We start from the raw sequence: 22,069 nt of genomic DNA on the forward strand, positions 1-22,069 counted from the left end.
CTCCGCAGAAAAAGTCCCCCGCCGCATGGCCGTGTGCCCAGCGTCCATTGAACCCTAAAAGCCAGGTGGGGACCGAAATCATGCCTCCGCAGGCTTCCCTCATCCCTCGTGAGAGGGGAGGGCTTGCACATGGAAGCCGAAACGGACCCCGGAACGGACGTATCGGTTCGAATTTCCGCTGGGCATCACGCGCCCCGCAGGGGACAGCCCTTGAAACAAAGCTACAGTGCCACCAAGGCCCCGAAATAACTGAGAAATCTCGCGACCACCTTTTGAAATGATAAGGATGGGAAGCGGCGGGGTCAAGGCATCCTCGCGCGTTTACAAGCCAGCCACGGCCCCCCTATGATGGGAGCCCCCCACACCCCGCACATGCCGCCCTCGCTTCTAAACAAGGGACTCGTGACGGCTCTTTCCGTCACCTCCGGCCTCGCCTGGGCGGGCCCGAAGCTCGCAGGCCCCTATATGGGGGATACCTACGGGCAGGTGGACCTGCACATGGTGGGCGAGCGCCTGGTCGGCACGTCCGCCGGGTCCGGGGGCGGCTGCAAGTTCCCCGCGGGCACGGAGGTCCTCACCGGTGAGTTCCAGGGCAACGTCCTGGTGGCCACGGTGCAGGTGTGCCTGTCCGGGGTACCCGAGTGCGTGGGTGCCCGGAGCTTCCCGGTGCTGGCCGTCTACAACCCCCAGTCGTCGGTCATCACCGCGCGTTTCCGGCTGCCCGAGGGGTGCCACTCTCCGGGGCTGAAGGACTCGCAGCTGCTGCTGCGTGGCCTGGGCGGCGCGCCGGTGGAGGAGGGCGAGGAGGAGGGCGCCGCTTCTGGAGCGCAGGGGAGCGCGCCGGATGCCGCCACCGACGAGCCCGAGGAAGCCGTCGCCGCGGCGCCGAAGAGCCCCGAGGCGAAGGTCGCCGAGGCCCGCCCCCCCGTGGTGGCGACAAGTCCCGTGAGCATGGGCCTTCAGTTGCTCGCGGTGGGCAAGTGGGAGGTCGCCCGCTCGCGTTTCGAGGCAGCGCTCCTGGAGGATGCTCGCAACCTGGACGCGCTCGTGGGCATGGCCGGCTGCCATCTGGGGACGGGCAACTCATCCAAGGCGCTGGAGTCGCTGAACCGGATCTCCTCGGTGCCCGCCGGGCGGCCGGATGTCTACGCGTGGCAGGCGTACGCGCACGACATGGCCGGCAACAAGAGCCGGGTTCCGTATCTGCTGCGCCGGGCGCTGGACCTGGGCTGGAAGCCCGAGGAGCCCAAGCCCTGGGAGGCCGCGCTGGTGAAGGCGCTGGCCGGTGACATCGAGCAGGCCAGGCAGGCGAAGAATCGAAAGCGCGCGCCGGGCCGCGAGTCGGCGGGAGCCGGAAGCACCAGCCCGTGAGTCAGACGCCCTCGCCCCCCAGGACCCAGCGGGTCTTCGGCCACTACGAGATTCTCTCCGTGCTGGGCAAGGGCGGCATGGCGGAGGTGTATCGCGCGCGGGTGTTGTCCGGCCCGCGTGAGGGCTGGACGGTGGCCCTCAAGCGGCTCCTGCCGGCGCTGACGGCGGATCCGGAGTCGGTGTCGCTGTTCTCGCGCGAGGCGCAGCTGTCCAAGCAGCTGCACCACCCCAACATCGTCACGGTGCTGGATGCCGGCGAGCTGGAGGGCATCTACTTCATCGTCATGGAGCTGGTGGATGGCCGGGACCTCGGTCAGATCCTCCGCCGCTGCAAGGTGCGCGGCATCCCCCTGCCGCTGGACTTCGCGGTGTACCTGGGCAAGGTGCTGTTGGAGGCGCTCGCGTACGCGCACGGCGCCACCGGGCCGCAGGGCGAGCCGCTGGGCATCGTCCACTGTGACGTGTCCCCGTCCAACCTCTTCATCTCCCGCGTGGGCGAAATCAAGCTGGGCGACTTCGGCGTCTCCCGCGTGCTCGTCGACGGCAAGCTCCAGGAGGGCGAGGTGCTGGGCAAACCCTACTACCTGTCCCCGGAGTCGCTGCTCGGCGAGGTGAGCCCGGAGGCGGACCTGTGGGCGGCGACGGTGGTGTTGTACGAACTGCTGACGCTGGAGCGTCCCTTCACCGGCGCCACGCCGGACGAGGTGTTCCACGCCATCCGCTCGCGGAGCTACCGGCCGCTGCGGGAGCTGCGCCCGGACGTGCCGGAGGCGCTCGAGGACGTGGTGCGGCGCGCCTTCTCCGAGCGTCCCGAGGACCGCTTCCCCTCGGCCGAGTCCTTCGCCCAGGCGCTCGCGCCGCACTACGACGAGCGGGTGGGCACGCCGCTGGCCATCGCCGCCGTGGTGCGTGGCCTGTTCGGCGCCAGTGACGACGCAGCCGCGAGTACGCCGGTGCCCCCTTCCGGCACGTCGCGCGCGGAGTAGGGGAGCAGGCGCGCGCTCGCGCCGAGGCTCGCGGCCCCAGTCCCCTCTGGCCGAGGGGATGGAGATGCTTCCTTCCGAGCGTGCATGTCCGCACCCCGAGGATCGCCATGGCCACCCAGCCCCAGCCTCCGAAGCCCCAGCCCGAAGAGCCCGCCCCCGAGCGCAAGACACGCGAGGACCTTCCCCAGCGGCTTCCGCCCAAGCCCGATGAGCCGCGCGAGGACGGGATGCCGGGCTATGGCCAACCGGACGAAGACGTGCGTGAGAAGTCACTCCCCGAGCAGAACTGGTAGGGCGGTGGGGATGAACATGGGGAGCGGGAGGTCATCGGGGTCTCCCGGTGTGACTCGCACGGAGTGCTGTTCGAGTCCGTAGGGTGTGAGCCTGCCGTGCCAGGCCGCGAAGTCACCTTCGGACAGGAGTCCAAAGGCGCTGAAGATGCCGCTCGCTCCCTCGTAGCGGTTGCGGTCCAACCGCAGGCCGGGGCGGGACGTGTCGCGGCCCAGCTTCACGAAGCTGCGCATGTCCCTCAGGGTGTTGTCGAAGACGGTCAGGTCCGAGACGACGAAGGGCTCGTCCGCGGCCAGTCGCAGGCCCGAGTCCGCCGTGCGTTCGATGAGGTTGCCGAGCACACGCACTCCCTGCGCCCTCACGACGCGGATGCCCTGGCCGTTGTGCCGGTTCGCGAAGTTGTAGATGTCCGTCACCCTGTTGCCCTGCACCAGCACGTTGACGGGGTTGTCCACCGGGGACGTCCCGCCGATGGAGATGCCGCGGCCCGCCTGGAAGACGAGGTTGCCGACAATCTGGATGTTCGTCGCGTCCTCGTGGATCAACACCGCCTCGGCGGCGGAGGTCTTCTCCTGCCACGGGTAGCGCTCCAGGTTGGGGAAGCGGAAGAGGACGTTCTCGTAGATGGCGATGTCGTCGCACGCCTTGACGTCGATGCCATTCTCGCCGCAGTCGTACATCTGGTTGCGCTCGATGAAGAGGGTGGACGGCCTGGCCTCACTGGGCTGGCACTGCACGCCGTCGCCCGACGCGTCGTGGATGGTGTTCTCCAGGATGAAGACCTCGCGCGAGGAGCCCTTCACCGCCACCCCATGGGAGTCAAAGCCCGTCCTGGAGAAGTCGTGGATGGCGTTGCTGTCGACGAGCACGCGAGTCGCATCGCTGACGACGACCCCTCCGCCGGCCCGGCCGCCATGGAGCACGGAGTCGGTCAGCTGCGAGCAGGTGGTGCTGTCCTCGAAGAGCGCGGCGAACGAGGGGCGCTCGAGCACGTCCACCTCCACGGACTGGACGATCCAATAGGGCTGGCTCAGCACCAGCAGGCTGCCCACGTCGGTCGTTGAAGGGACGATGCGAGGTCGGCGCGACGGCTCCCCCCTCAGGACGATGGGCGACGTGGCCGTTCCGGCGCGCGCCTTCAGTGGATTGATGGCGACCTGCTCGGGATACGTCCCTTCGCGAACCTGGATGACGTCGCCCGGCTGCGCCACCTTCACCGCCGCCATGATGGTGGGGAAGGGATTGTCCGAGGAGCCCAGCGGAGCCTCTGCATCCCGGGGCCCCGTGTTCGCGACGTACAGCGTGGGGCCCTGCGCGTCGGCCACCGAGGGGCACTGGCTCCGGAACAACTCCTTCGCGTTGAGCGGTGTCATCTGCTCTTCCCACAGCGACGGGTCGTCGCCAGTGGCGCTCGTGTCACCCCGAAGCGCGGTCACCCGAGTCGCACCCGTCTCCGTTCCAGGGCGCTGTGTGTCACCGGCCCCCAGCTCCGCCGAGCCCGGGCCACATGCGAGCGCGAGCCCGTACACGAGCACCGCGAACCGATTCCTCAGAAACCCCAGCCCCTTCGAACCCTGACCCATGTGCAGCCCCCCTGATTTGTCGGCAGTGGGGATGATGCTTTCCACCGGAGTCGCCTTCATCAAGCGCCCATGCCCCCAAGGGGGACGCGGCATTCACAGGAGGATGCTCGTGGTTCGGCGGGGATGGATATGCGTCAAGTGCGCCTGACGTACGTGGCGGCGTGCAAGGACGCGGGGCCACGCGCGTGCGTCGGGCGCGAAGAGGACCTAGCCCGCGAGGGCGCGAACCTGGGGCACGTGACGACGGAGTGCGTCGACGACTCGGCGCACATCGTCCTCGCGGGTGTCGGGCCCCAGGCTGAAGCGGAGGCTTCCGCGTGCCTGGACCGCTGACAGTCCCATGGCCCGGAGCACGTGCGAGGGCGTCAACGTCCCGGACGCACAGGCCGCGCCCATCGACACGCAGATGCCATCCAGGTCGAGCGCGATGAGCAGCGCCTCGCCCTCCACGCCGTCGAAGCGCAGGTTGCTCGTGTTGGGCACGCGGGTCACACCCGCGCCGTTCACCGTCACGCCCGCCACCGACTCCAGCACCGCGCGCTCGAAGTCGTCGCGCAGCGCGCCGAGCCGTGCCGCCAGCGTCGCCTGCTCACTCGCCGCGAGCTCCAGCGCGAGCGCCAGGGCCTCCGCATACGGGATGTTCTGCGTCCCTCCGCGACGGCCCCCTTCCTGGTGTCCGGGGGTGAGGGCGCGCACGTCCACGCCCTTGCGCACCACCAGCACGCCCACTCCCGAGGGCCCGCCGAACTTGTGCGCAGACAGCGACAGCAGATCCGCGTCCACCTCGCGCAGCGACAGCGGGAGCTTGCCCGCCGCCTGCACCGCGTCCGTGTGGAAGAGCACGCCCTGCTTGCGGCACGCGCGGGCGACTTCCGCCACGGGCTGCACCACGCCCGTCTCGTTGTTGGCCCACATCAGCGAGCACAGCGCGGTGTCAGGCGTCAGCGCCGCGAGCAGGTCCTCCTCGCGCCCGCGCCCATCCGGGCCTGGGGCGACTCGCACCACCTGCGCGCCTTCACGCTCAAGCTGCGCCACCGCGCTCAGCAAGGCGGGGTGCTCCACCGCCGACGTCACCAGCCGACGTCGCTCTGGCGAGGGACGCGCATGCCACGCGCCCACCAGGGCCAGGGCATCCGCCTCGCTTCCCGAGGCCGTGAAGCAGACTTCCTTCGGCTCGCAGCCCAGCACGCGCGCCACCCGGGCTCTCGCGGCGTCCAGCCTGGCGCGGGCCTCGCGGCCGGCGGCGTGCACGCTGGAGGCATTGCCATGGCCACCGTGAACGAGGGCGTGCGCGAGCCCCGTCGCGACTTCCGGCCGGACAGGCGCGGCGGCGTTGTAGTCCCAGTAGATCACGAGTCCTGCGCGGAGAGCAGCGACACGGGACGTTCGTCCGAGACGCCGAAGGCCTCCAGGAAGCGACTCACCAGCTCACGCTTGAGCGCCTTGCGCTGCGCCGCCTTGCCCGACAGCGGCAGTCGCGCGCCGGCCATGCTGCCGTGGCCGCCGGAGGAGCCGCCGTAGTCCTCGAAGATTTCGCGGATGAGCCGGCCCGCGTTCATCCGCCGGTCCTTCACGCGCAGGCTGAAGTAGAGCTGGTTGCGGTACGTGCCGAAGGCCAGCGACCACTTCGTGCCCTCGAGGAACATCAGCCGCTCGGCGACCTCCGCCACCATGTCCGGGGAGTAGACCTCCTCCAGGTCGGTGACGATGGCGGTGCCGTAGACCTTCGCCCGCTCGAAAGCCGTGTGGTACAGCTGGAAGTAGCGCGCCGGCAGCTCGGGGTGTTCGATCTGCGCGAGCATCGACTTGTCCATGCGCGGGAACAGCCACAGGTAGCTGTCGATGTCCGTCTGCGTCGTCTCGCGGCCCAGGTCCCTCGTGTCCGCCTTGATGCCGTAGAACAGCGCGGTGGCCACTTCGACGGAGGGCTCCACGCGCGCGGCGCGCAGGTACTCCACCAGCATGGTGGACGTCGCGCCGAAGTCCCCGCCCACGTCCGCGAAGGGCGACGCCAGGCTCTCCTCGCGCAGCGGGTGATGGTCCACCACGAGGTGGGCCTCCAACCGCACGGGCAGCGAGTGGTTGCCCACCTTGGGCTGCGTGTCCACCAACCCGAAGAGGTCGTACTCGTCGAAGTCGATCTGCGACACGTGGGAGATGGGCAGCCGCAGCACCTTCACGAAGGCGATGTTCTCCGCCCGGCCGATGATACCCCCGTAGCCCACGTGGGCCTCCACGTCCGCTCGGCGCTCCAGCAGGTGGGCGAGCGCCACCGCGGCGGCCAGCGAGTCCGGGTCCGGGTTGTCGTGCGTGAGGATGAGCGCCTTGCGGTGCCCCTTGGCTACCTGGAGCAGCCGGTCCAGCTTGTCCCGGGCCGACAGCATGGCCAGTCGCGGTGGCGGAGGCTCCGTCAGCTCGCCCCCGATGGCTCCCTGGGCACGGCGGCTGTTGAAGGACTGGGTCACGGGCATGGATGGTCTTCTTTACTTCCTCCGGCCTCGGGTTTCGAGATGCCGGATGTTGTCTCCTCGACATTGAGGGCGCGGTGTCACCCGCACATCAATGGTGCAAACGCCCCCTCCGACGTTCACGGAGGGGCGGAAGGCCGTGTGCCCGGACGCCTTCCTGCCCCCTTGAGGAGGTCCAACTAGTTGTTGATGGCCTTGTACTTGCGCCCGAGGTCCCTGAAGTACTTCACCCCGTTGTCGAGCGAGTTCTCCATGGCGTCCATCAGCACCGTGCGGAACTGCGCCACCGGGCCCCGGAAGCACTCGTAATAGCGCTGCCGGTCAATGGAGTGGATGACGGCGGGCATGTAGCCATTGCGCAGCAGGATGAGGTTGCTGCACATGCGCCCCACCTTCCCGCTGTGCTCGGTGAACGGGAAGATCTGCAGGAAGCTGTGCTGCACCGTGGCGGCCTGTTTGATGGGATGGAACTCGCGGAACTCGGCGCTGGCCGTGTAGTCCACGAGCTTCTCCAGCGCCGGTTGGATCTTCGCGGGCTGGTGGATGTCGTGGAAGTACGTGCGGTGCAGCGGCATGTCCTTGCGCAGCCCCGAGCGCTCGCGCTCCTTGGCGAGCTCCTTCTCCGTGCGCTCCCGTCGCTCCATGCGCGCGCGCTCGGCCAATGCCTCCGGGGTGTTCCCGAGGAAGAGGTCGTGCATCCGCTTGATGGTGGTGAGGGTGATTTGCGCCTGCTTCTTGGCGCCCGCGGCTTCCTCGCGAATGAAGTCGCAGACGGCCTTGTGATTGCGAATCTCGAGCACCACCGGAATCATGGAGGCCTCGGCGCTCGCGCGACTTGGGAACAGCGCGGCCTTCAGTTCCTGGTGGGTGTAGACCACGCCTTCCAGTGCGGCGTCGTGGTAGATCCACGACATCTCGAACTGTTCGAGGAAGTCACGCGCTGGCTGCTTGTCCTTGTAGATGTCGAGGTACTCGCGCAGCGCCTCGTTCTTCTCGTCGATGTCCTGGTAGCGTTCCTTCACGGACTGCGGCTCCTTCTTGCGTCGTATCCCCGCGGGGCGGAGACCGAAGCGTGCGGCCGAGCGATACAACGGCATGCGGATTCTAGAAATTCCGCACGGTTGTAACAACGAAATCCACTAGAGATTGACGAGGAAGACCTCGCACGCCTGGTCGAGCAGGTCCTTGGACAGGGCCGGCGGTATCTGCCGGTACCGGGCCGCGTCCTTGATGAGCCCCACCAAATCGCGGGGATGGCACGCGCGAAGCTGCATCGTCCTGGGCTTGTAATAGTGCTCGACGAGGTACGTGACGGCCTGGTCCACATAGGGAATTCCCGCCGCCTCGCACACCCGGCGGAAGATCTCCCGATAGGACTCCTCGTCGGGATTGGTGACCTCGATTTTGTACTTGATGCGGCGCAGGAACGCCTCGTCCACCAACTCCTTGGGGTCCAAATTCGTGGAAAAGACGAGAAGCTGATCAAATGGGATTTCGAACTTCTTGCCGGTATGGAGGGTGAGGAAGTCCACCCGCTTTTCCAGGGGAACGATCCACCGGTTGAGAAGGTCTGTGGGGTGGACTTTCTGGCGGCCGAAGTCGTCGATGAGGAGCATGCCGCCGTTGGCCTTCACCTGGAACGGGGCTTCGTAGAAGCGGGTGCTCTCCGAGTAGATGAGGTCCAGGGTCTCCAGCGTGAGTTCGCCACCGACGACGACGGCGGGCCGGCGGCAGAGCATCCACCGGTTGTCCATCTCGAAGCTCTGACGGCGGCCGGACGCATCGCCGCCCATCTCCAGCGAGACGGGCGTGTGGATGAGGTGGTCATGCACCTGGATGATCTGATTGCCGATCTCCAGGCAGTGCGGCACGTAGACCTCGCCGCCGAACATGTGGGAGACGGCCTCCGCGAGGCTCGTCTTGCCGTTGCCCGGGGGGCCGTAGAGGAAGAGCGAGCGCCCGGAGTTCACCGCGGGGCCCAGCTTGTCCATCAGCTCGGCGGGGACGGTGAGGTGGCTGAGCGCCATCACCAGCTCCTCCTGGCTGACGACGGGCGTCTCCTCCGTCTGGCTGGTGATGAGCGCGTTGTACTGCTCAATGGGCACGGGGGCGGGGCCCACGTACGTGGTGCGGGTGAGCGCGTCGCGGGCGTACTCGCGGCCCTTCTCCGTGAGGATGAACTCCACGGACGCGCGGCCGAAGCCCTTGCCGCCGCGCAGGTCCACCAGCTTCTCCGTGGCGAGGAAGTCCACCACGTGCTCGATGACGCCCGACCATGGAAGGCGCATCTCGGCCGCGATGACCATGCCGGTGCCGGTGCCGGTGTAATAGAGGAACTTCAGCGCGATGTCCGCGAGCAGTCCCATCTTGAGCCCCGTCTCCTCCACCGACTTCGGCTCCGCGGGAGCGATGTCGAGGATGGAAGGGTTCTCAAGCTTGAACGGATTGTCGTCGTAGGCGTGTCCGGCGGGTGCCATCGGGCCCCTTTCTAGCCCAAACCCGCGTTGGGAGGGCAGAAGGGATGATTCCCGGGGTCTGGGGGCAGGGAGGCAGGCTCCCTACCCCGGACGGCGCCGGAGGCCTGGCGCCGGGGGTCAGACGTAGGTGAGCCACTCGGCGTAGCGCGGCTCCATGCCCCGGACCGTGCGGAAGTACATGTCCTGCACGAAGGTACCGATGGGGCCGGGCTTGCCGGTGCCGACGGTGCGGTCGTCCACCTCGCGCACGGGGGTGATTTCCGCGGCGGTGCCGGTGAAGAAGATCTCGTTGCAGATGTAGAGCGCGTCGCGGGTGAAGGTCACCTCATCCACGGTGCGACCGCTGTCGCGGAGAATCTTGAGGACGGTGTCGCGGGTGATGCCGTCGAGGATGGGCGAGGACAAGGGTGGGGTCTTGATGACGCCCTTTTTGTTCACCATGAAGATGTTCTCCCCGGACGCCTCGGCCACGAAGCCGCTGATGTCCAGGAGGATGGCCTCGTCGTAGCCCGCCAGCACCACCTCGCGCTTGGCGAGGATGGAGTTGACGTACTGGCCGGAAATCTTGCCGCGCACCATGTTCACGTTGACGTGCAGGCGAGTGAAGGAGCTGACCTTGGCGCGGATGCCCTCGCGGATGCCCTTGTCGCCCAGGTACGCGCCCCAATCCCACGCCGTCACGGCCACGCGGGTGGGGTTCACCGCGCCCAGGCCCATGGCGCCATCGCCCATGAAGGCCACCGGCCGCAGGTACGCGCCGTTGGCGAACAGGTCCTTCTGCTTGCGCAGCAGGTCCAGGCACGCCTCGACGAGCTCGTCCTCGGTGTACGGCATCTTCAACATGCAGATGTGCGCCGAGTCGAGCAGCCGCTGGATGTGCTCGCGCAGGCGGAACACCGCCAGCCGGCCATCATGCGTCTTGTACGCGCGGATGCCCTCGAAGACGCCGAGCCCGTAGTGCAGCGCATGCGTCATCACATGCACGTGGCCCTCGTCCCATTTCACCAATTTGCCGTCGAGCCATATCTGGTCGGCACGCAAAACACTGGTCGAGGTCGAGCTCATGCGGGGGTTCCTTCGGCCTGTAAGAAGTGGGACTGCCCGGCCCTTCTAGCCACTGGACCCTATGAGGTCAAAGCGTGAAAGCCGTTTCAGGGAAATCAGAGCACGTGTGGCAGTGGGGCCAGCATGCGTCGCAAGAAGGGCAGGTCCTCGGCGAGCGCCTTTCGGCCGTAGTGGAGCGCCTTGGACGCGAGTTCCACGGAGGGCACGACATCCAGCGGTGACAGCGTGCGGGAGAAGCGCTTGATGTGATGGGCGTAGGGCAGGTTGGGGGCCACCGTCATCGCGGCCAGGCGCTGGAGGGGGAGCCAGAAGGGCGTGGCGAGTCGGGGCGCGAAGCCGTCCAGCGCGAGGATGAGGGTGTTGCGCGTGCCGATGCGTCCTCGCGCGACGGCCTTCCACGCGGCCTTCGCGGGGAGGTTGTCGACGAGGCCCCCGTCGATGAGTCTCGCCACGCCGTGGTGCGCGAGCAGGTCATCGAGCAGCGAGTGCATGCGAGGGTCCTCGCGCAGCACGTCGTAGTGGATGACGCCGGGCAGCGCGGAGGAGAAGCCCGCGGCGTCGAGCGCGTCGAATTCGCCGGTGGAGTCGTCCGAGCCCAGGTGCAGGCGCACGGTGATTTCGGGGCGGGTGAACAGCTCCGCCATGGCGCCCATGGCGGCCTGGATGCGGCGCGCCACGCCCGCGGGGTTGAGCAGGCCCAGGGGACTGGTGCCCATCAGGCGCTCGTAATACTCGAGCGGGCGGGGAAGCATGCCTCGGCGGATGCCGCCCACGGAGATGAGCGTGGGCACTGGCAGGTCCTTGAGGCGCAGGCCGCTGCCCTCGGGGCCCGCGCCGAAGAAGCGTCCCAGGCCCGCGCGCAGGAACAGGCGCAGCGCCGCGGGCAGACCGTAGCGGCTCTCCGTGGAGATGAAGCGGAAGAGCTTCCGGAAGGACAGCCCCCGGACGATGTTGATCATCTCCGTGGGGTCGAAGCGCGCCATGCGCGAGCGCATGATGGCGAGGATGGCGCCCATGGACGCGCCCGCGAGCAGCTTCGGCTCCAGGCTGTGCTCGGCCAGCAGGCTCATCACGCCCAGGTACACGAAGGCGGTGCCGCCTCCGCCCCCCGTCACCATCACCAGTTCCTTGTGACGCAGCTCGCGGTCCAACGCCTCCGGAGGGACACGCCCTCGCAGCCGGGCCACCACGCCGTCACGCGCCTTCGCGGCGTGCTCGCGCAAGTCCCTCACGTGGGGCACCAGCCTGTCTCGCGTCGGAGGCCGGAGCCCACCGAGCACGGGCGTGAGCCGGCGCTCCACTTCCTCGCGGAACGGCGTGAGCAGGGCGCCCACGCCCACGTCCAGCCCCCCGTGTTGGACCTTGTAGAGCCGCGCGAGTGACAGCGCGGTGCGCAGCACGGCCTCCTCGCGCTCGTCGAGCAGGCCAGGCGTCGCCAGGGACGCGCGCACGAGGGAGAGCTCCAGCTCCTCGAGCGGCCGGGTGATCTGGAAGCGTTCCTTCAGGAGCACAAGTGAGCCAGGGCCTCGGTGGGCGCGAGCCCCGAGCATACACCGTCTGTCGGACACCCTCCCGCCGCCCCCGGGAGGGCGGGCGTCATGAAGGGCTTCACGCCTGGGCGATCTGCGGCAGGTTGGCGCGGGCCTTCTCGATGTCACCCTCGTACTTGAGGACGAGATTGAGCGTGGAGGCCACGACGTCCGAGGTGAGCTGCTCCGCGTTGAGCAGCACCAGGCTCTGCGCCCAGTCCAGCGTCTCGCTGATGGACGGCGCCTTCTTCAAGTCGAGCGCGCGGATGGCGGCGACCGCTTCCACCACCTGCTCGGCCAGCATCTGCGGCACGTGGGGCAGCCGCGAGCGGACGATGCGCAGCTCCCGCTCCCGGTCCGGGAAGTCGATGTGCAGGTGCAGGCAACGGCGCTTGAGGGCGTCGGACAGCTCGCGCGCGTTGTTGGACGTCAGCAGCACGCGGGGGATGTGCTTGGCGTGGAAGGTGCCCAGCTCGGGGATGGTGACGGCGTTGTCGGAGAGGACCTCCAGCAGGAAGGCCTCGAACTCCGGGTCCGCCTTGTCGATTTCATCCACCAGCAGCAGGGCGGGGCGCTCGGAGAGCTGGGCGCGGAGGATGGGGCGCGGCAGGAGGAAGCGCTCGGAGAAGAAGACGGCGTCGCTCGAGGCCAGCCGGTCCGCCGCCTCCGACAGCGTGGAGGTGCCCTGCACCATCTCCCCAATCTTGTCCTTGAGGAGCTGGGTGTAGAGCAGCTGCTTGGCGTACTCCCACTCATAGAGGGCCTTGGCCTCGTCCAGCCCCTCGTAGCACTGGAGGCGGATGAGCTCGCGGCCCAGCGCCGTGGCCATGGCCCGCGCCAGCTCCGTCTTGCCCACACCCGCGGGGCCTTCGACGAGGATGGGCTTGTCCATCCGGTCCGCCAGGAAGGCCGCCGTGGCGATCTCCGGGGAGGGCAGGTATCCCACCTGCTCCAGGTGTTTCTCCGCGTCCGCCACGCTGGTGAAGGTGCGGATCTCTGCCGTCGAAGGGGTGCTCACCCGGTGGAACTTAACCGACGCCCCCCAGGCGACTGCGGCAAAAATGCCAGGGTCCGTGGCCTTCGTCCCCAACCTTCCTGCCTCGCTGCCCTCCAACCCTGCGGAAAAACGTGGGGAAATTATTTGCGCACCGTGGGCACACGTCGTGCATCTCTAGGGCGCAACTCACGAAGGAAAGCAGCGAGGTCCGTGGTCATGGTGTGGGCGTGGATGAGGATGGTGATGGCGCTGGCAATCATCCTGTTGCCGGGTGGTTTCCCCCTGCTGCTGTCGTACATCGCCGTGCGGACGCTGGTGAGCCGCTGGCGTGAGGCGCAGATGCAGGCGCACAGCGTCGGGCGTGAGGCTTCCCTCCGCGACGTCCTCGCCAGCCTGCACTTCAAGGAACTGGTGCGCGACGCGCGCGCCGCCCTCTGAGTTTTCCGCCTCGGTAGGGCATGGATGTCGCGGCCCGAAGGCTCGTGACACCGCCTGAGGCTCCCCGGCCCCGTGCCGGTTTCCCGGCGGGTGCCGGAACTCCAGACAGCTCGAGGTAGGGATTTCCGGCGAGGGCCGCCACCGTGGCGGCGGCCCTCGGGCCGCGAGCTACTTGTCGAGCTCGTCCACCAGCGCCGTCCAGTCGTCATCCTCTTTCACCCCACCGACGGGGAGCTGCACGAGCATGGTGCGGTCGGTGGGCTCCGACTCCTCGCCACCCAGCGGAGTGGCCGCGGAGGCGGGAGCAGGGGCTGCCTTCTTCGCGGCGGCGGGCTTTGCGGCGGCCTTGGCGGCTTTCGCGGGAGCCGCCGCGGCGGGAGCGGCCGCGGCGGGGATGATCTGATTGAGCTGCGTGCGCAGGGCGAGCTGTTCGTCGTCGTCCGAGGGAGCCGCGGCCTTTGCTGCCTTGCCCGCGACCGGGGCAGGGGTGGCGGGTGACTTGCTCTTGAAGCGGGCCAGCTCCAGCTCCGCGACCTTGAGCGCCTTGCTCTTCTCCTGCACGGACTGCTGCAGGCGCGTCACCTCTTGCGTCTTGATGGCTTCGCGACGCTCCAGCTCGGCCTTCTGCTTGGCGCCCAGCTCCTCGATTTCGCGCAGCTGCCGCGCCTCCAGGTCCTTGCGCTCCTTCTGGGCGGTGGCCAGTCGGGCGGCGGCCTCGTTGGCCTTGCCCTCGGCGGCGGACACCTTCGCGACCAGGTCCTTCTCCGCGCGGGCCTTGGCGCCCTGGGCGTTCTCCAGCGCCAGCTCCAGGTCCTGCACCTTCTTGGTGCGGGTGGCGAGCTGACCCTGCATGTCCTTGGCCTTCGCGTCGGCGTCGGCGGCCTTCGCCTGGGCCTCCTGCGTGAGCTGCGCGACGCGCTGCTCGGCCTTGGCCAGTTTCGCCGCCAGCTCGTCGGAGGCTCGCTTGGCCTCGGCGCGCTCCTGCTGCGCCTGCTGGGCCTGCTGCTGGAGCCGGGCCTCGGACTGCTGGAGCTGACCGGAGACGCCGTCGCGCTCCTGCACCAGCTTCTGGTGCTGGGCACCCGCCGCGCGCAGCTGCTCCTCGCGCTCGCCGAGCGTCTTCTTCGCCAGCTCGAACTGGTTGTTGAGCCCGGCCATCTGCTGGCCGAGTCCGTCCGCGTGGCGCTTGGCGTCGGCGGCCTGCGTCTGGAGCTTGGTCTCCAGCGCCTTGAGCTGCTCGGTGCGGGTGGCGACCTCGCGGTTGAGCACCTCGGCCTGACGCATCTTCTCCTGCGTCACCTGGGTGAGCTTGCGCAGCGTGTCCGAGAGCTCCTTGCCCTTGGTGGCCAGGTCGTTCTGGAGCAGCTCCTCGCGGCGCTGGGACTCCTCGGTGAGCGCGTCCAGCCGCTCCTTGAGGTTGGCCCGCGTGTCCTCGACCTGCGCGAGATGGGACGACAGCTGGGTGACTTCCGCCACCCGAGCGCCCAGCTCGTGCTTGGTGATGGTGAGCTGTTCGCCCAGCTCCTCCACCTGGTTGCGCGCGTCGTTGAGCTCCGCCTCCAGCGCGGACTGGGCGCTGGCCGCCTGCTGACGACTGGTCGTGTGCGCCTGCTGCTCACGAGACAGCGCATCGCTCGTGGCGGCGAGCTGTCCCTGCACCTGCTCGAGCGACTGGCTGGTGGCCTCCAGCTCCGAGCGCAGTCCGTCGCGCTCGCTGGTGAGGTCCTCGATGTTCGCGCTCGTCTCGGCGGCGAGCTTCTCGTGCGCGGCCCGCTCCGCCTCGTAGTTGCCCAGCGTCTCCGCGAGCTCTCCGCGCAGATGGCCAATCTGGCCGGTGAGCAGTTGCTCCAGCGCGTCCTTGGCCTCGCCCAGGGCCTGCAGCTCGGCGATGCGCTGATCCCGCTCGCCGGTGGTCCTCGCCAGCGCGGCTTGCGTCGTCTGCAGCGTCCCGTGGGTCTCGTCCAGCTCGACCTTGAGGGCGTCGCGGTGCGCGGTGGTGGTGCCCAGCTCGTCGCGCGTCTCCTCCAGCGTGTTCTGCGTCTGGGTGAGCGCCTGGGTGGTGGCCTCCAGCTCGCCGCGAGTCTCCGCCAGCGAGCCTTCCGTCTGGGCCAGCGTGCCTAGCGTGTCCGCGAGCTGTTGCTCGGTGCGCGCCAGCGTGTCCTGGGTCTGCGCGAGCGTCTGGCTGGTGGCCTCCAGCTCGCCGCGCGTGGTGGACAGCGCCTCTTCCGTCTGGGCCAGCCGCGTCTGCGTCTCGCTCAGCGTCTGGCTGGTGGCTTCCAGCTCGCCGCGAGTCTCGGAGAGCGTCTGCTCCGTACTCGCCAGGGTGTTCTGCGTGTCCGCGAGCTGCTGCTCGGTGCGAGCCAGCGTGTCCTGAGTCTGCGAGAGCGTCTGGCTGGTGGCCTCCAGGTCTCCCGTCAGCTCGGAGATGCGCTGATCCCTCGCCGCGACGTCACCCTGGAGCCCCTCGATGGCGGACTCGCGCTGGGCGACGGTGTCTTCGAGCGACGCGACGCGCGCCTGGAGCTGCTCTCCAAGGCGCTGCGATTCCTCGAGCTGCGAGGTGAGGGCCTGGATCTGCCCGGTGAGGTCGGCTTCCTGCTCGGCCTTCGCCGCGCGCACGTCCTCGAGCTGCCGGGTGAGGTCTTCCTCCAGCGCGTCCTTGGCGATCCGCAGCGCCTCGAGGCGGCCGGTGAGGTCCTCTTCCAGCGCGTTCTTCGCGTCGGTGAGTGCCTGGAGTTCGCCAGACAGCTCGGCTTCGCGGTCGGCCAGGTGCGCCTTGACGGCCTCGACCTCGCCCTCCAGCTCGCCGATGCGCTCCAGCTGCTGCTGGATGCTGGAGTTGAGGTCCGCCTCGGTGCGCTCGTTGTGAGCGATGGTCTCCGCAAGCTCGCGGTCCAGGGAGGAGATCTTCGCGTCGCGATCCTCGACGCGCTGATTGAGCTCCGTCTCCTGGGCGTCCTTGTCCATCCGGAGCTGCTCGCGCTCGCTCGTGGTGCGCGCGAGGTCGGACTCCAGATCCGCCACCTGCTGGCTGAGCCGCGCCTCGAGCGCGTCGCGCTCCGCGTTCAGCCGGATGATCTCCGCGTCGCCCCGGGCGCCGTGCTCCTCGGCGGAGGCGGCTCGGGTCTCCAGGCCGCGGACGGTGGTGTCGCGCTCCTGCTCCGTCTGCTGCAGCCGCTCCTGGAGGGCCTGAATCTCCCCGTCCAGCTCGGCGTAGCGCTGATCCCTCTCGCTGACGGTGCGGCCCAGCTCCGACTCGAAGTCGTCACCGCGCTTGCCCAGCTGGGCGATCTCCGCCTCGTTCGCGCGGACGGTGTCATGGAGCTTCTGCTCCTTGACCTCGAACTCCAGCGTGACGACGTTGTGGAGCTTCTCCAGCTTGTCGTACTCGGCTCGGAGGTGCTCCAGGTCGGTGCCACGCCGCGCGACTTCGTCCTCGCGGTTGTGGACCTCCTTGCGCAGCAGGTTGATGTCCTTCTCCTTGGAGGCGACGACCTCGATGAGGTCCTTCTCCGAGGAGAACTTCTGGAGCAGCAGATCATCGACGGTGGCGCCGTGCTCGCGTTCCTTCTGGAGCATGGCCTGCTGCGCCTCGTTGAAGCGGCGCAACAGGTCGTCGACCTGCATCTTGAGGCCCTGCAGCTCCACGTCCTTCTCGTGGAGCCGGTCCTCGCCGGACAGGAGTTCGCGCTCGCGCACGCTCCAGATTTCGGAGAGGCGGGCGAGCTGGGCCTCGCGCGTCTTCAGCTCGTCGCGGAGGATCTGGATCTTCCCCTCCGGCGTGCCCATCAGCTCGCGGCGCGGAGGCGGACGCTTGAGCTGGCGCGACTCCGCCAGCAGCTCCGCCTTGCGGTCGGCGATGGATTGGAACGCGCGGTCGAGGAACGCGCGGTCCTCTTCCGTCATCGCGCTGCGGCGCTCGCGCTTGGGAAGCTTGGGCGGCCCGCCCGGACTGGTGCGGATGGCCGGCATCGGAGGCGGGGCCTCGCGAGGGCCGTTGCCTGAGAGCGCCGCGTCAAGGGACGCGTCGGACTCATCCGTCCCCGGTGGGACGATGCCCGTGCTCAGCGACGCCAGCTCCCCCATTTCAAAGGGGATGACGAGGTAGCCGTCCGCGGCGCCCGGCGTCTGCCGGTGCTGCGTGAGACCTTCGACTCCCGTGTCGGAGGACAGGAGCAGGACCTTGAGATTCTGGCCCCACTTGCCCTTCTTGATCTGCCCGCACAGCGTGAACCCGGATTGATCCGGCAGCTCGGCTCGGAGGACGACGAGATCCGGCCGGCGCTTCTCCAGCTCGCGCTGCGCATCCGTGGCAGTCGCCGCCATGGCGGTCTGGTAACCCGCGCTCTTGAGCACGGTCGCCATGCTGAGGGCGAAGTCGTTTTGGCTTTCAACGATGAGGACGCGGCGCTCCATGAAGCCCTTTCACCCGTAAAAAGTGCAGTGAAAACCGCAACATCCTACTGGGCGGGCGTGAAGCTTGGAAAGTTTCCGGAGGGTGCTCGGTTGGCTGCTTCACGAGCCCTTGCCGCGAACGACGCCTTGTGCACGGGGCGTGGGGGGCAATCGGGACGGATCCGTATCGTCATCCCGCCCCGGGAAGGTGGTGGGGGGCGTGTGACGGGCGAACCGAGTGCCTTCGGGTGGACAGTACCCGTGGGCGAGCTGGGCGAACCAGGGATTCAGCGTCGAGGAGAGGGGCTCGGGCGCGGGGCCGTCGTCGTCCGGGTTCGGCTCTGGGAGGGCCTCCTCGGCTTCGGCCTCCTGGAGTTCGTCCTCGTCTTCGATCAGCTGCGCGGCGCTGCTGACGGAGACCTCGGCCTCCTCCACCTCGTCGCTGCTGATTTCGTCCGGTTCATCGAGACGTGGGCGGGAGTGGGATGGAGTAGGCCCCGCGTCATCACCATCCTCGATGGCCTGGGCTTCGTCCTCGGAGATCTCCTCGGGCTCGTCCTCGGGTTCGGCGGCCGAGGTGGCGGCCTTCAGCGCGGGGCGAGCGGCGGCTCCGTCGATGGGCTCCAGCCGAGGCGGTCCGTCCACGGACATCAGCCGGGGAGGGCGCTGACGGGGGACGGGGGGCGGCGGCGCGCTGGCGCGAGGGGGCAGCGCGGGTGGGCGGTCGGGTTCGCTTCGGGCGGAACGGTCCGTGTCCGACGTTGGAGCGCCGGGCCGGAGGATCGGCGGACCGCGATCCGTATCGAGGGAGGGGAGGTCGCCCAGGAGGGGGGCGGGGCGGTCCGTGCTGGTGAGGACGGGGCCCGGGGTGAGGACGGGGGGCGGACGCTCGGGATCGGTGGCGCTTCCACGGAGTGAGGCGGTGCGGCCGGGCTCGGTGGGCGGGGTCGGGCGGACCAGGGGCGGGAGTCGGTCGGCGTCAAAGGCGCCGCGCGGACGCTCGGGTTCGACGATGCCCGAGGGGCGCGGGGTGTGTCGCTCCGGGTCGGTGCTTCGTGGCGGGAGCTCGGGGACGGCTCCTCGGCCCGAGGGACGCTCCGGGTCGGTGGTTCCCGTGCGAGCTGAAGCGCGCTCCAACTCCGACACGGACGTGGTTCGGCCCGAGGGACGCTCCGGATCCGGGGCAGTGGCTCCGCGAACAGAGGGACGCTCCGAGTCGGTGGTTCCCGTGCGCGTTGACGCACGTTCCACGTCGGACACGGATGGGGTTCGACCAGAGGGGCGCTCCGGCTCGGGGACGGGAGTACCGCGAACGGAGGGACGCTCCGAGTCAGTGGACGAACCCGTACGTGTGGAGGGGCGTTCCGGCTCGGGAACCGGTGCACCGCGAGCCGACGGGCGTTCCGATTCGGTGGAGCCGCTCGTGCGTGCCGAGGGACGTTCAGGCTCTGACACGACAGCGCCACGAACCGATGGGCGCTCAGAGTCAGTGGAGGAACTGCCGCGCGCAGAAGGACGTTCTGGCTCGGGAACGGCAGCGCCACGAACCGATGGGCGCTCAGAGTCAGTGGAGGGACTGCCGCGCGCAGAAGGACGTTCTGGCTCGGGAACGGCAGCGCCACGAACCGATGGGCGCTCAGAGTCAGTGGAGGAACTGCCGCGCGCAGAAGGACGTTCTGGCTCGGGAACGGCAGCGCCGCGAACCGACGGGCGGTCCGATTCGGCGGAGGAACCGGCGCGACCTGTGGACCGCTCAGGTTCGGAGACGGAGTTGGTGCGCCCAGACGGACGCTCCGATTCGCGGACCGCATCCGTACGGGCTGCTCCTCGCTCCGAGTCGACGGACTGAGTCCCCTTTGTCGGAGTGGTGAGCTGAGACATCCGACGGGAAGGCGTCTCCACTCGCGACGAAGTGCTCCGACTGGTGAGCACGGAGCGAGCAGGGATGATCGGCGTCGGAGCAGGTGCTTCGTCCTCGTGCCTTGCCGCGATAGGGCTGCGGACGATGGGCGTGGGCGAAGGCGGTTCGTCCCTCTGGAGCGGCGCCGGAGCCCGGACGATGGGCGTCGGCGAGGGCGGCTCGTCGAACGGAAGCGGAGCGGGAGCCCGAACGATGGGCGTGGGCGAGGGCGGCTCATCCCGCTGGAGCGGAGCGGGAGCCCGAACAATGGGTGTCGGGGAGGGCGGCTCGTCCCGATCGAGCGGCGCTGGAGCCCGAACGATGGGCGTGGGCGAGGGCGGCTCATCTCGTTGGAGCGGCGCTGGAGCCCGGACGATGGGCGTAGGCGAAGGGGGCTCGTCCCTCTGGAGCGGCGCTGGAGCCCGAACAATGGGCGTGGGCGAGGGCGGCTCATCCCGCTCGAGCGGCGCTGGAGTCCGAACGATGGGCGTGGGCGAGGGCGGCTCGTCCCTCTGGAGCGGCGCTGGAGCCCGAACGATGGGCGTGGGCGAAGGGGGCTCGTCGAGACTCAGCGGTGCAGGTGCACGGACGACCGGAGTGGGCGAGGGCGCTTCATCCGCGCGGTCGTCCCCATTCGAGGGCTCGCCAGCCTCAGGACGGGCACGTGATTCCTCGTCCGTCCTGGACGACTGTGGCTCCACCGGCGTCGGGCCAGGTGGAGCATCTTCGAGGTGCGGTGTCGCGGACTTGCTGGGCTCCTCGGGCTTTTCGTCCTCCTCGCGAGCCTCCATCTGGCGGTCGGTAGGCTTCTCTTCGGACCCCGTCGCCTCGGTCGACGCTGCGCGAATCGGCGTGACGGGCGTCGGGTCCGCGGATATGGCCGTCGACGTCAGGGGCGTCGGCTCTGACGGCGCGGGACTCGTTGCTCCATTCGAGGTGGAGACCTCGGGACTCGATGTCGCCGCGGGAGGAACGACAGCCCTCTCGCGCAGGGGCAGACCCATCACGACGGGCGGTTCGATGGGGCGTGCGTCCGGCTCCGTCTTGATGAGTCGCGTATCGAACCCGTCGTCCAGCACCATCCCCATCACCACGGGAGGGTCGTCACTGGAGGCGTCGACAGGCGGCTCGGCGGGACTCTCCGCGACAGGCTCTCGCTTCTCGGGCTGGGGAATCTTCACCCGCCCACTGTCCGGAGGCAGCAGCGTCGCGAGCCGGCTGGTGGGGGTCCCCGTCACCATCGTCGCCGCCGGTAGATCGTCCTCGCTCGACCTCGTCACCGGACCCGTTCGCTTCTCCAATAGCGAGTCGTAGAGGTCCAGCAGCTGGCCCCGGATGACGCCAGCATCGAGCGCGGCCTCGGCGTGCTCGCGGGCTCGATTGCCCATCTCGACGCGACGGGGAACGTTCCGCGCCAGCTCGATGATGCGGTCGGCCATGGCCCGGCTGTCCCCGGCCGGGAAGAAGAGCGCCGCGTCCTCTGGAATGAGTTCGCGGCAGACGGGCAGGTCGGCGGCGATGACGGGACGGCCAGCGGCGAAGTACTCGGACACCTTGGCCAGGGGGCCACCCTGCAGCCGGTTGCGCTCCACGTCGTCGAGCGCGAGCACTCCCACGTCCGCCAGCGCGAGCACCTTCGCCACGTCGTCGTGATGCACCGGCGGCTGGAACTCCACCCGGTCCTTCAGGCCGAGGTCCTTCACGAGGTCATCCAGATGAGGCTGCCAGTCCGGGTGCTGCGCTCCCACGAGCGTGAGGCGCACCTCGACCTGTTGCCCCGCCAGCGCGACGGCGCGCAGCAACGTTGGCAGGCCCTGCCAGCCCACGTGGCTGCCCAGGTACATCAACCGCAGGGGCTCGCCATCCGGAGCGCCCAGCACATCGGGCGCGAACGGCGCGAGGTCCACCGGCGCGCGCACGACGCGGATGAGCTCCTCGCTCGCACCGAGCGACTGGATGTACGAGCGCGTCGTCTGGGAGCCGGTGACGATGAGGTCCGCGTTCATCAGGCAGAACAGCTCCTGCCTGCGGACCTTCGATAGGAAGCGCCGGTCGCCCTCCGTCTGCGGATGCGTGTAGCGCAGCTCCTGGGAGGGGAAGGTCTGGGCCTCGTAGATGAGGCGGTAGCCGTAGTCGCCCTTCAGCTCGCACAGGGCATAGCCGCCGAAGGGGTCCGTGAAGTGGGCGAGCGCGTAGTCCTCGCTCTCGAGCTGGCGGCGGACGGCCCGCTCGAACGCCTGGATTCGAGAGGCGAGGTCGCCCGAGCCTACCGGGACGCGCAGCAGTCGAGCACCCTGGTACTTCTCGATGTGGGAGTGGTCAGGCGTCTTCGCCGATAGCACCACCACGGAGAAGCGATCCGGCAACGCCTTGAGGTACTCGGTCAAACGACGTGACGAGCCGGAAGGGCCGGGGATGACGTCGAAGCTGCACAGGAGCAGTCTGGGCAGGTCGCTCAAAGCGGGGGCAGAATACCCAGGTGCATCCTGGGTGTCATCGGGTGAGGTGGTGGGGAGGGGGTCGGGCGACGAACACAAGCAATGCTGGCACGTTGACCCACCACGGCCGG

14 protein-coding genes and 1 other RNA gene are annotated in these 22,069 nt (G+C 68.9%); 4 read left to right on the forward strand and 11 right to left on the reverse strand.

Annotated elements, in window-relative coordinates; genetic code table 11:
- Positions 1 to 11: 11 nt before the first annotated feature.
- Positions 12 to 206, reverse strand: a non-coding RNA gene (ssrS, locus tag HUA76_RS25620) — 6S RNA.
- A gap of 196 nt (positions 207 to 402) precedes the next feature.
- Here ssrS and HUA76_RS46515 point away from each other — a divergent pair.
- The 3 genes from HUA76_RS46515 to HUA76_RS25635 all read left to right on the forward strand — a co-directional run bounded on the left by HUA76_RS46515 (position 403) and on the right by HUA76_RS25635 (position 2,650).
- Positions 403 to 1,371 (forward strand): tetratricopeptide repeat protein, encoded by a 969-nt coding sequence (locus HUA76_RS46515; RefSeq protein WP_174462345.1) that lies wholly within the window; start codon positions 403 to 405, stop codon positions 1,369 to 1,371.
- Positions 1,368 to 2,357, forward strand: coding sequence for a serine/threonine-protein kinase (locus HUA76_RS25630; RefSeq protein ID WP_174462346.1), 990 nt, complete (start codon positions 1,368 to 1,370; stop codon positions 2,355 to 2,357). The genes HUA76_RS46515 and HUA76_RS25630 overlap by 4 nt, the downstream gene beginning before the upstream one ends.
- A gap of 107 nt (positions 2,358 to 2,464) precedes the next feature.
- A complete protein-coding gene (locus HUA76_RS25635) occupies positions 2,465 to 2,650 on the forward strand; it encodes a hypothetical protein (RefSeq protein WP_141647037.1) in 186 nt (61 codons plus the stop codon).
- On the opposite strand, the gene HUA76_RS25640 is transcribed toward HUA76_RS25635, so the two are convergent.
- From HUA76_RS25640 to HUA76_RS25675, 8 genes are all read right to left on the reverse strand, one after another.
- Positions 2,627 to 4,231 (reverse strand): right-handed parallel beta-helix repeat-containing protein, encoded by a 1,605-nt coding sequence (locus HUA76_RS25640; protein ID WP_174462347.1) that lies wholly within the window; start codon positions 4,229 to 4,231, stop codon positions 2,627 to 2,629. The genes HUA76_RS25635 and HUA76_RS25640 overlap by 24 nt on opposite strands.
- Positions 4,232 to 4,438: 207 nt before the next feature.
- Positions 4,439 to 5,584: a cysteine desulfurase family protein gene (locus tag HUA76_RS25645; RefSeq protein WP_174462348.1), complete on the reverse strand. Its 1,146-nt coding sequence runs from the start codon at positions 5,582 to 5,584 to the stop codon at positions 4,439 to 4,441.
- Positions 5,581 to 6,702, reverse strand: coding sequence for a bifunctional oligoribonuclease/PAP phosphatase NrnA (locus HUA76_RS25650; RefSeq protein ID WP_174462349.1), 1,122 nt, complete (start codon positions 6,700 to 6,702; stop codon positions 5,581 to 5,583). Before HUA76_RS25650 ends, HUA76_RS25645 begins: the two co-directional genes overlap by 4 nt.
- Before the next feature lie 176 nt (positions 6,703 to 6,878).
- The gene (locus HUA76_RS25655) at positions 6,879 to 7,721 is read right to left on the reverse strand and encodes a Fic family protein (protein WP_141647033.1); all 843 of its coding nucleotides are present in this window, start codon (positions 7,719 to 7,721) and stop codon (positions 6,879 to 6,881) included.
- 117 nt (positions 7,722 to 7,838) lie between these two features.
- The gene (locus tag HUA76_RS25660; RefSeq protein WP_141647032.1) at positions 7,839 to 9,176 is read right to left on the reverse strand and encodes an AAA family ATPase; all 1,338 of its coding nucleotides are present in this window, start codon (positions 9,174 to 9,176) and stop codon (positions 7,839 to 7,841) included.
- Between the two features lie 117 nt (positions 9,177 to 9,293).
- Positions 9,294 to 10,241 carry a branched-chain amino acid transaminase gene (locus HUA76_RS25665; protein WP_141647031.1) on the reverse strand — a complete coding sequence of 316 codons (948 nt, stop codon included), beginning with the start codon at positions 10,239 to 10,241 and terminating at the stop codon, positions 9,294 to 9,296.
- Positions 10,242 to 10,336: 95 nt separating this feature from the next.
- Complete coding sequence (locus HUA76_RS25670) at positions 10,337 to 11,752, reverse strand: patatin-like phospholipase family protein (protein WP_371823523.1); 1,416 nt, start codon at positions 11,750 to 11,752, stop codon at positions 10,337 to 10,339.
- A 97-nt stretch (positions 11,753 to 11,849) separates the two neighbouring features.
- Positions 11,850 to 12,788, reverse strand: a complete 939-nt coding sequence (locus HUA76_RS25675) for a MoxR family ATPase (protein WP_174455206.1) — start codon at positions 12,786 to 12,788, stop codon at positions 11,850 to 11,852.
- A gap of 222 nt (positions 12,789 to 13,010) precedes the next feature.
- Between HUA76_RS25675 and HUA76_RS25680 the strand changes: the two genes are divergently transcribed.
- The gene (locus HUA76_RS25680; RefSeq protein ID WP_246137619.1) at positions 13,011 to 13,205 is read left to right on the forward strand and encodes a hypothetical protein; all 195 of its coding nucleotides are present in this window, start codon (positions 13,011 to 13,013) and stop codon (positions 13,203 to 13,205) included.
- A 168-nt stretch (positions 13,206 to 13,373) separates the two neighbouring features.
- Here the strand turns inward: HUA76_RS25680 and HUA76_RS25685 are convergent, their stop codons facing one another.
- On the reverse strand, positions 13,374 to 17,621 hold the full coding sequence (locus HUA76_RS25685) for a response regulator (protein WP_174462351.1): 4,248 nt from the start codon (positions 17,619 to 17,621) through the stop codon (positions 13,374 to 13,376).
- 99 nt (positions 17,622 to 17,720) lie between these two features.
- Entirely contained in the window at positions 17,721 to 21,959 is a 4,239-nt protein-coding gene (locus HUA76_RS44920) for a glycosyltransferase (protein ID WP_217440168.1), read from the reverse strand.
- Positions 21,960 to 22,069 lie beyond the last annotated feature (110 nt).

The sequence above is a fragment of the Myxococcus sp. CA056 genome (assembly GCF_013336715.1).
GTDB classification, from domain to species: domain Bacteria; phylum Myxococcota; class Myxococcia; order Myxococcales; family Myxococcaceae; genus Myxococcus; species Myxococcus llanfairpwllgwyngyllgogerychwyrndrobwllllantysiliogogogochensis.

Excerpts from the sequence above, each read along its gene's own strand:
- HUA76_RS25635 (WP_141647037.1), top strand. The coding sequence starts at position 2,465 with ATGGCCACCCAGCCCCAGCCTCCGAAGCCCCAGCCCGAAGAGCCCGCC.
- HUA76_RS25640 (WP_174462347.1), bottom strand. The coding sequence starts at position 4,231 with ATGGGTCAGGGTTCGAAGGGGCTGGGGTTTCTGAGGAATCGGTTCGCG.
- HUA76_RS25650 (WP_174462349.1), bottom strand. The coding sequence starts at position 6,702 with ATGCCCGTGACCCAGTCCTTCAACAGCCGCCGTGCCCAGGGAGCCATC.
- HUA76_RS25660 (WP_141647032.1), bottom strand. The coding sequence starts at position 9,176 with ATGGCACCCGCCGGACACGCCTACGACGACAATCCGTTCAAGCTTGAG.
- HUA76_RS25665 (WP_141647031.1), bottom strand. The coding sequence starts at position 10,241 with ATGAGCTCGACCTCGACCAGTGTTTTGCGTGCCGACCAGATATGGCTC.
- HUA76_RS25680 (WP_246137619.1), top strand. The coding sequence starts at position 13,011 with ATGGCGCTGGCAATCATCCTGTTGCCGGGTGGTTTCCCCCTGCTGCTG.
- HUA76_RS25685 (WP_174462351.1), bottom strand. The coding sequence starts at position 17,621 with ATGGAGCGCCGCGTCCTCATCGTTGAAAGCCAAAACGACTTCGCCCTC.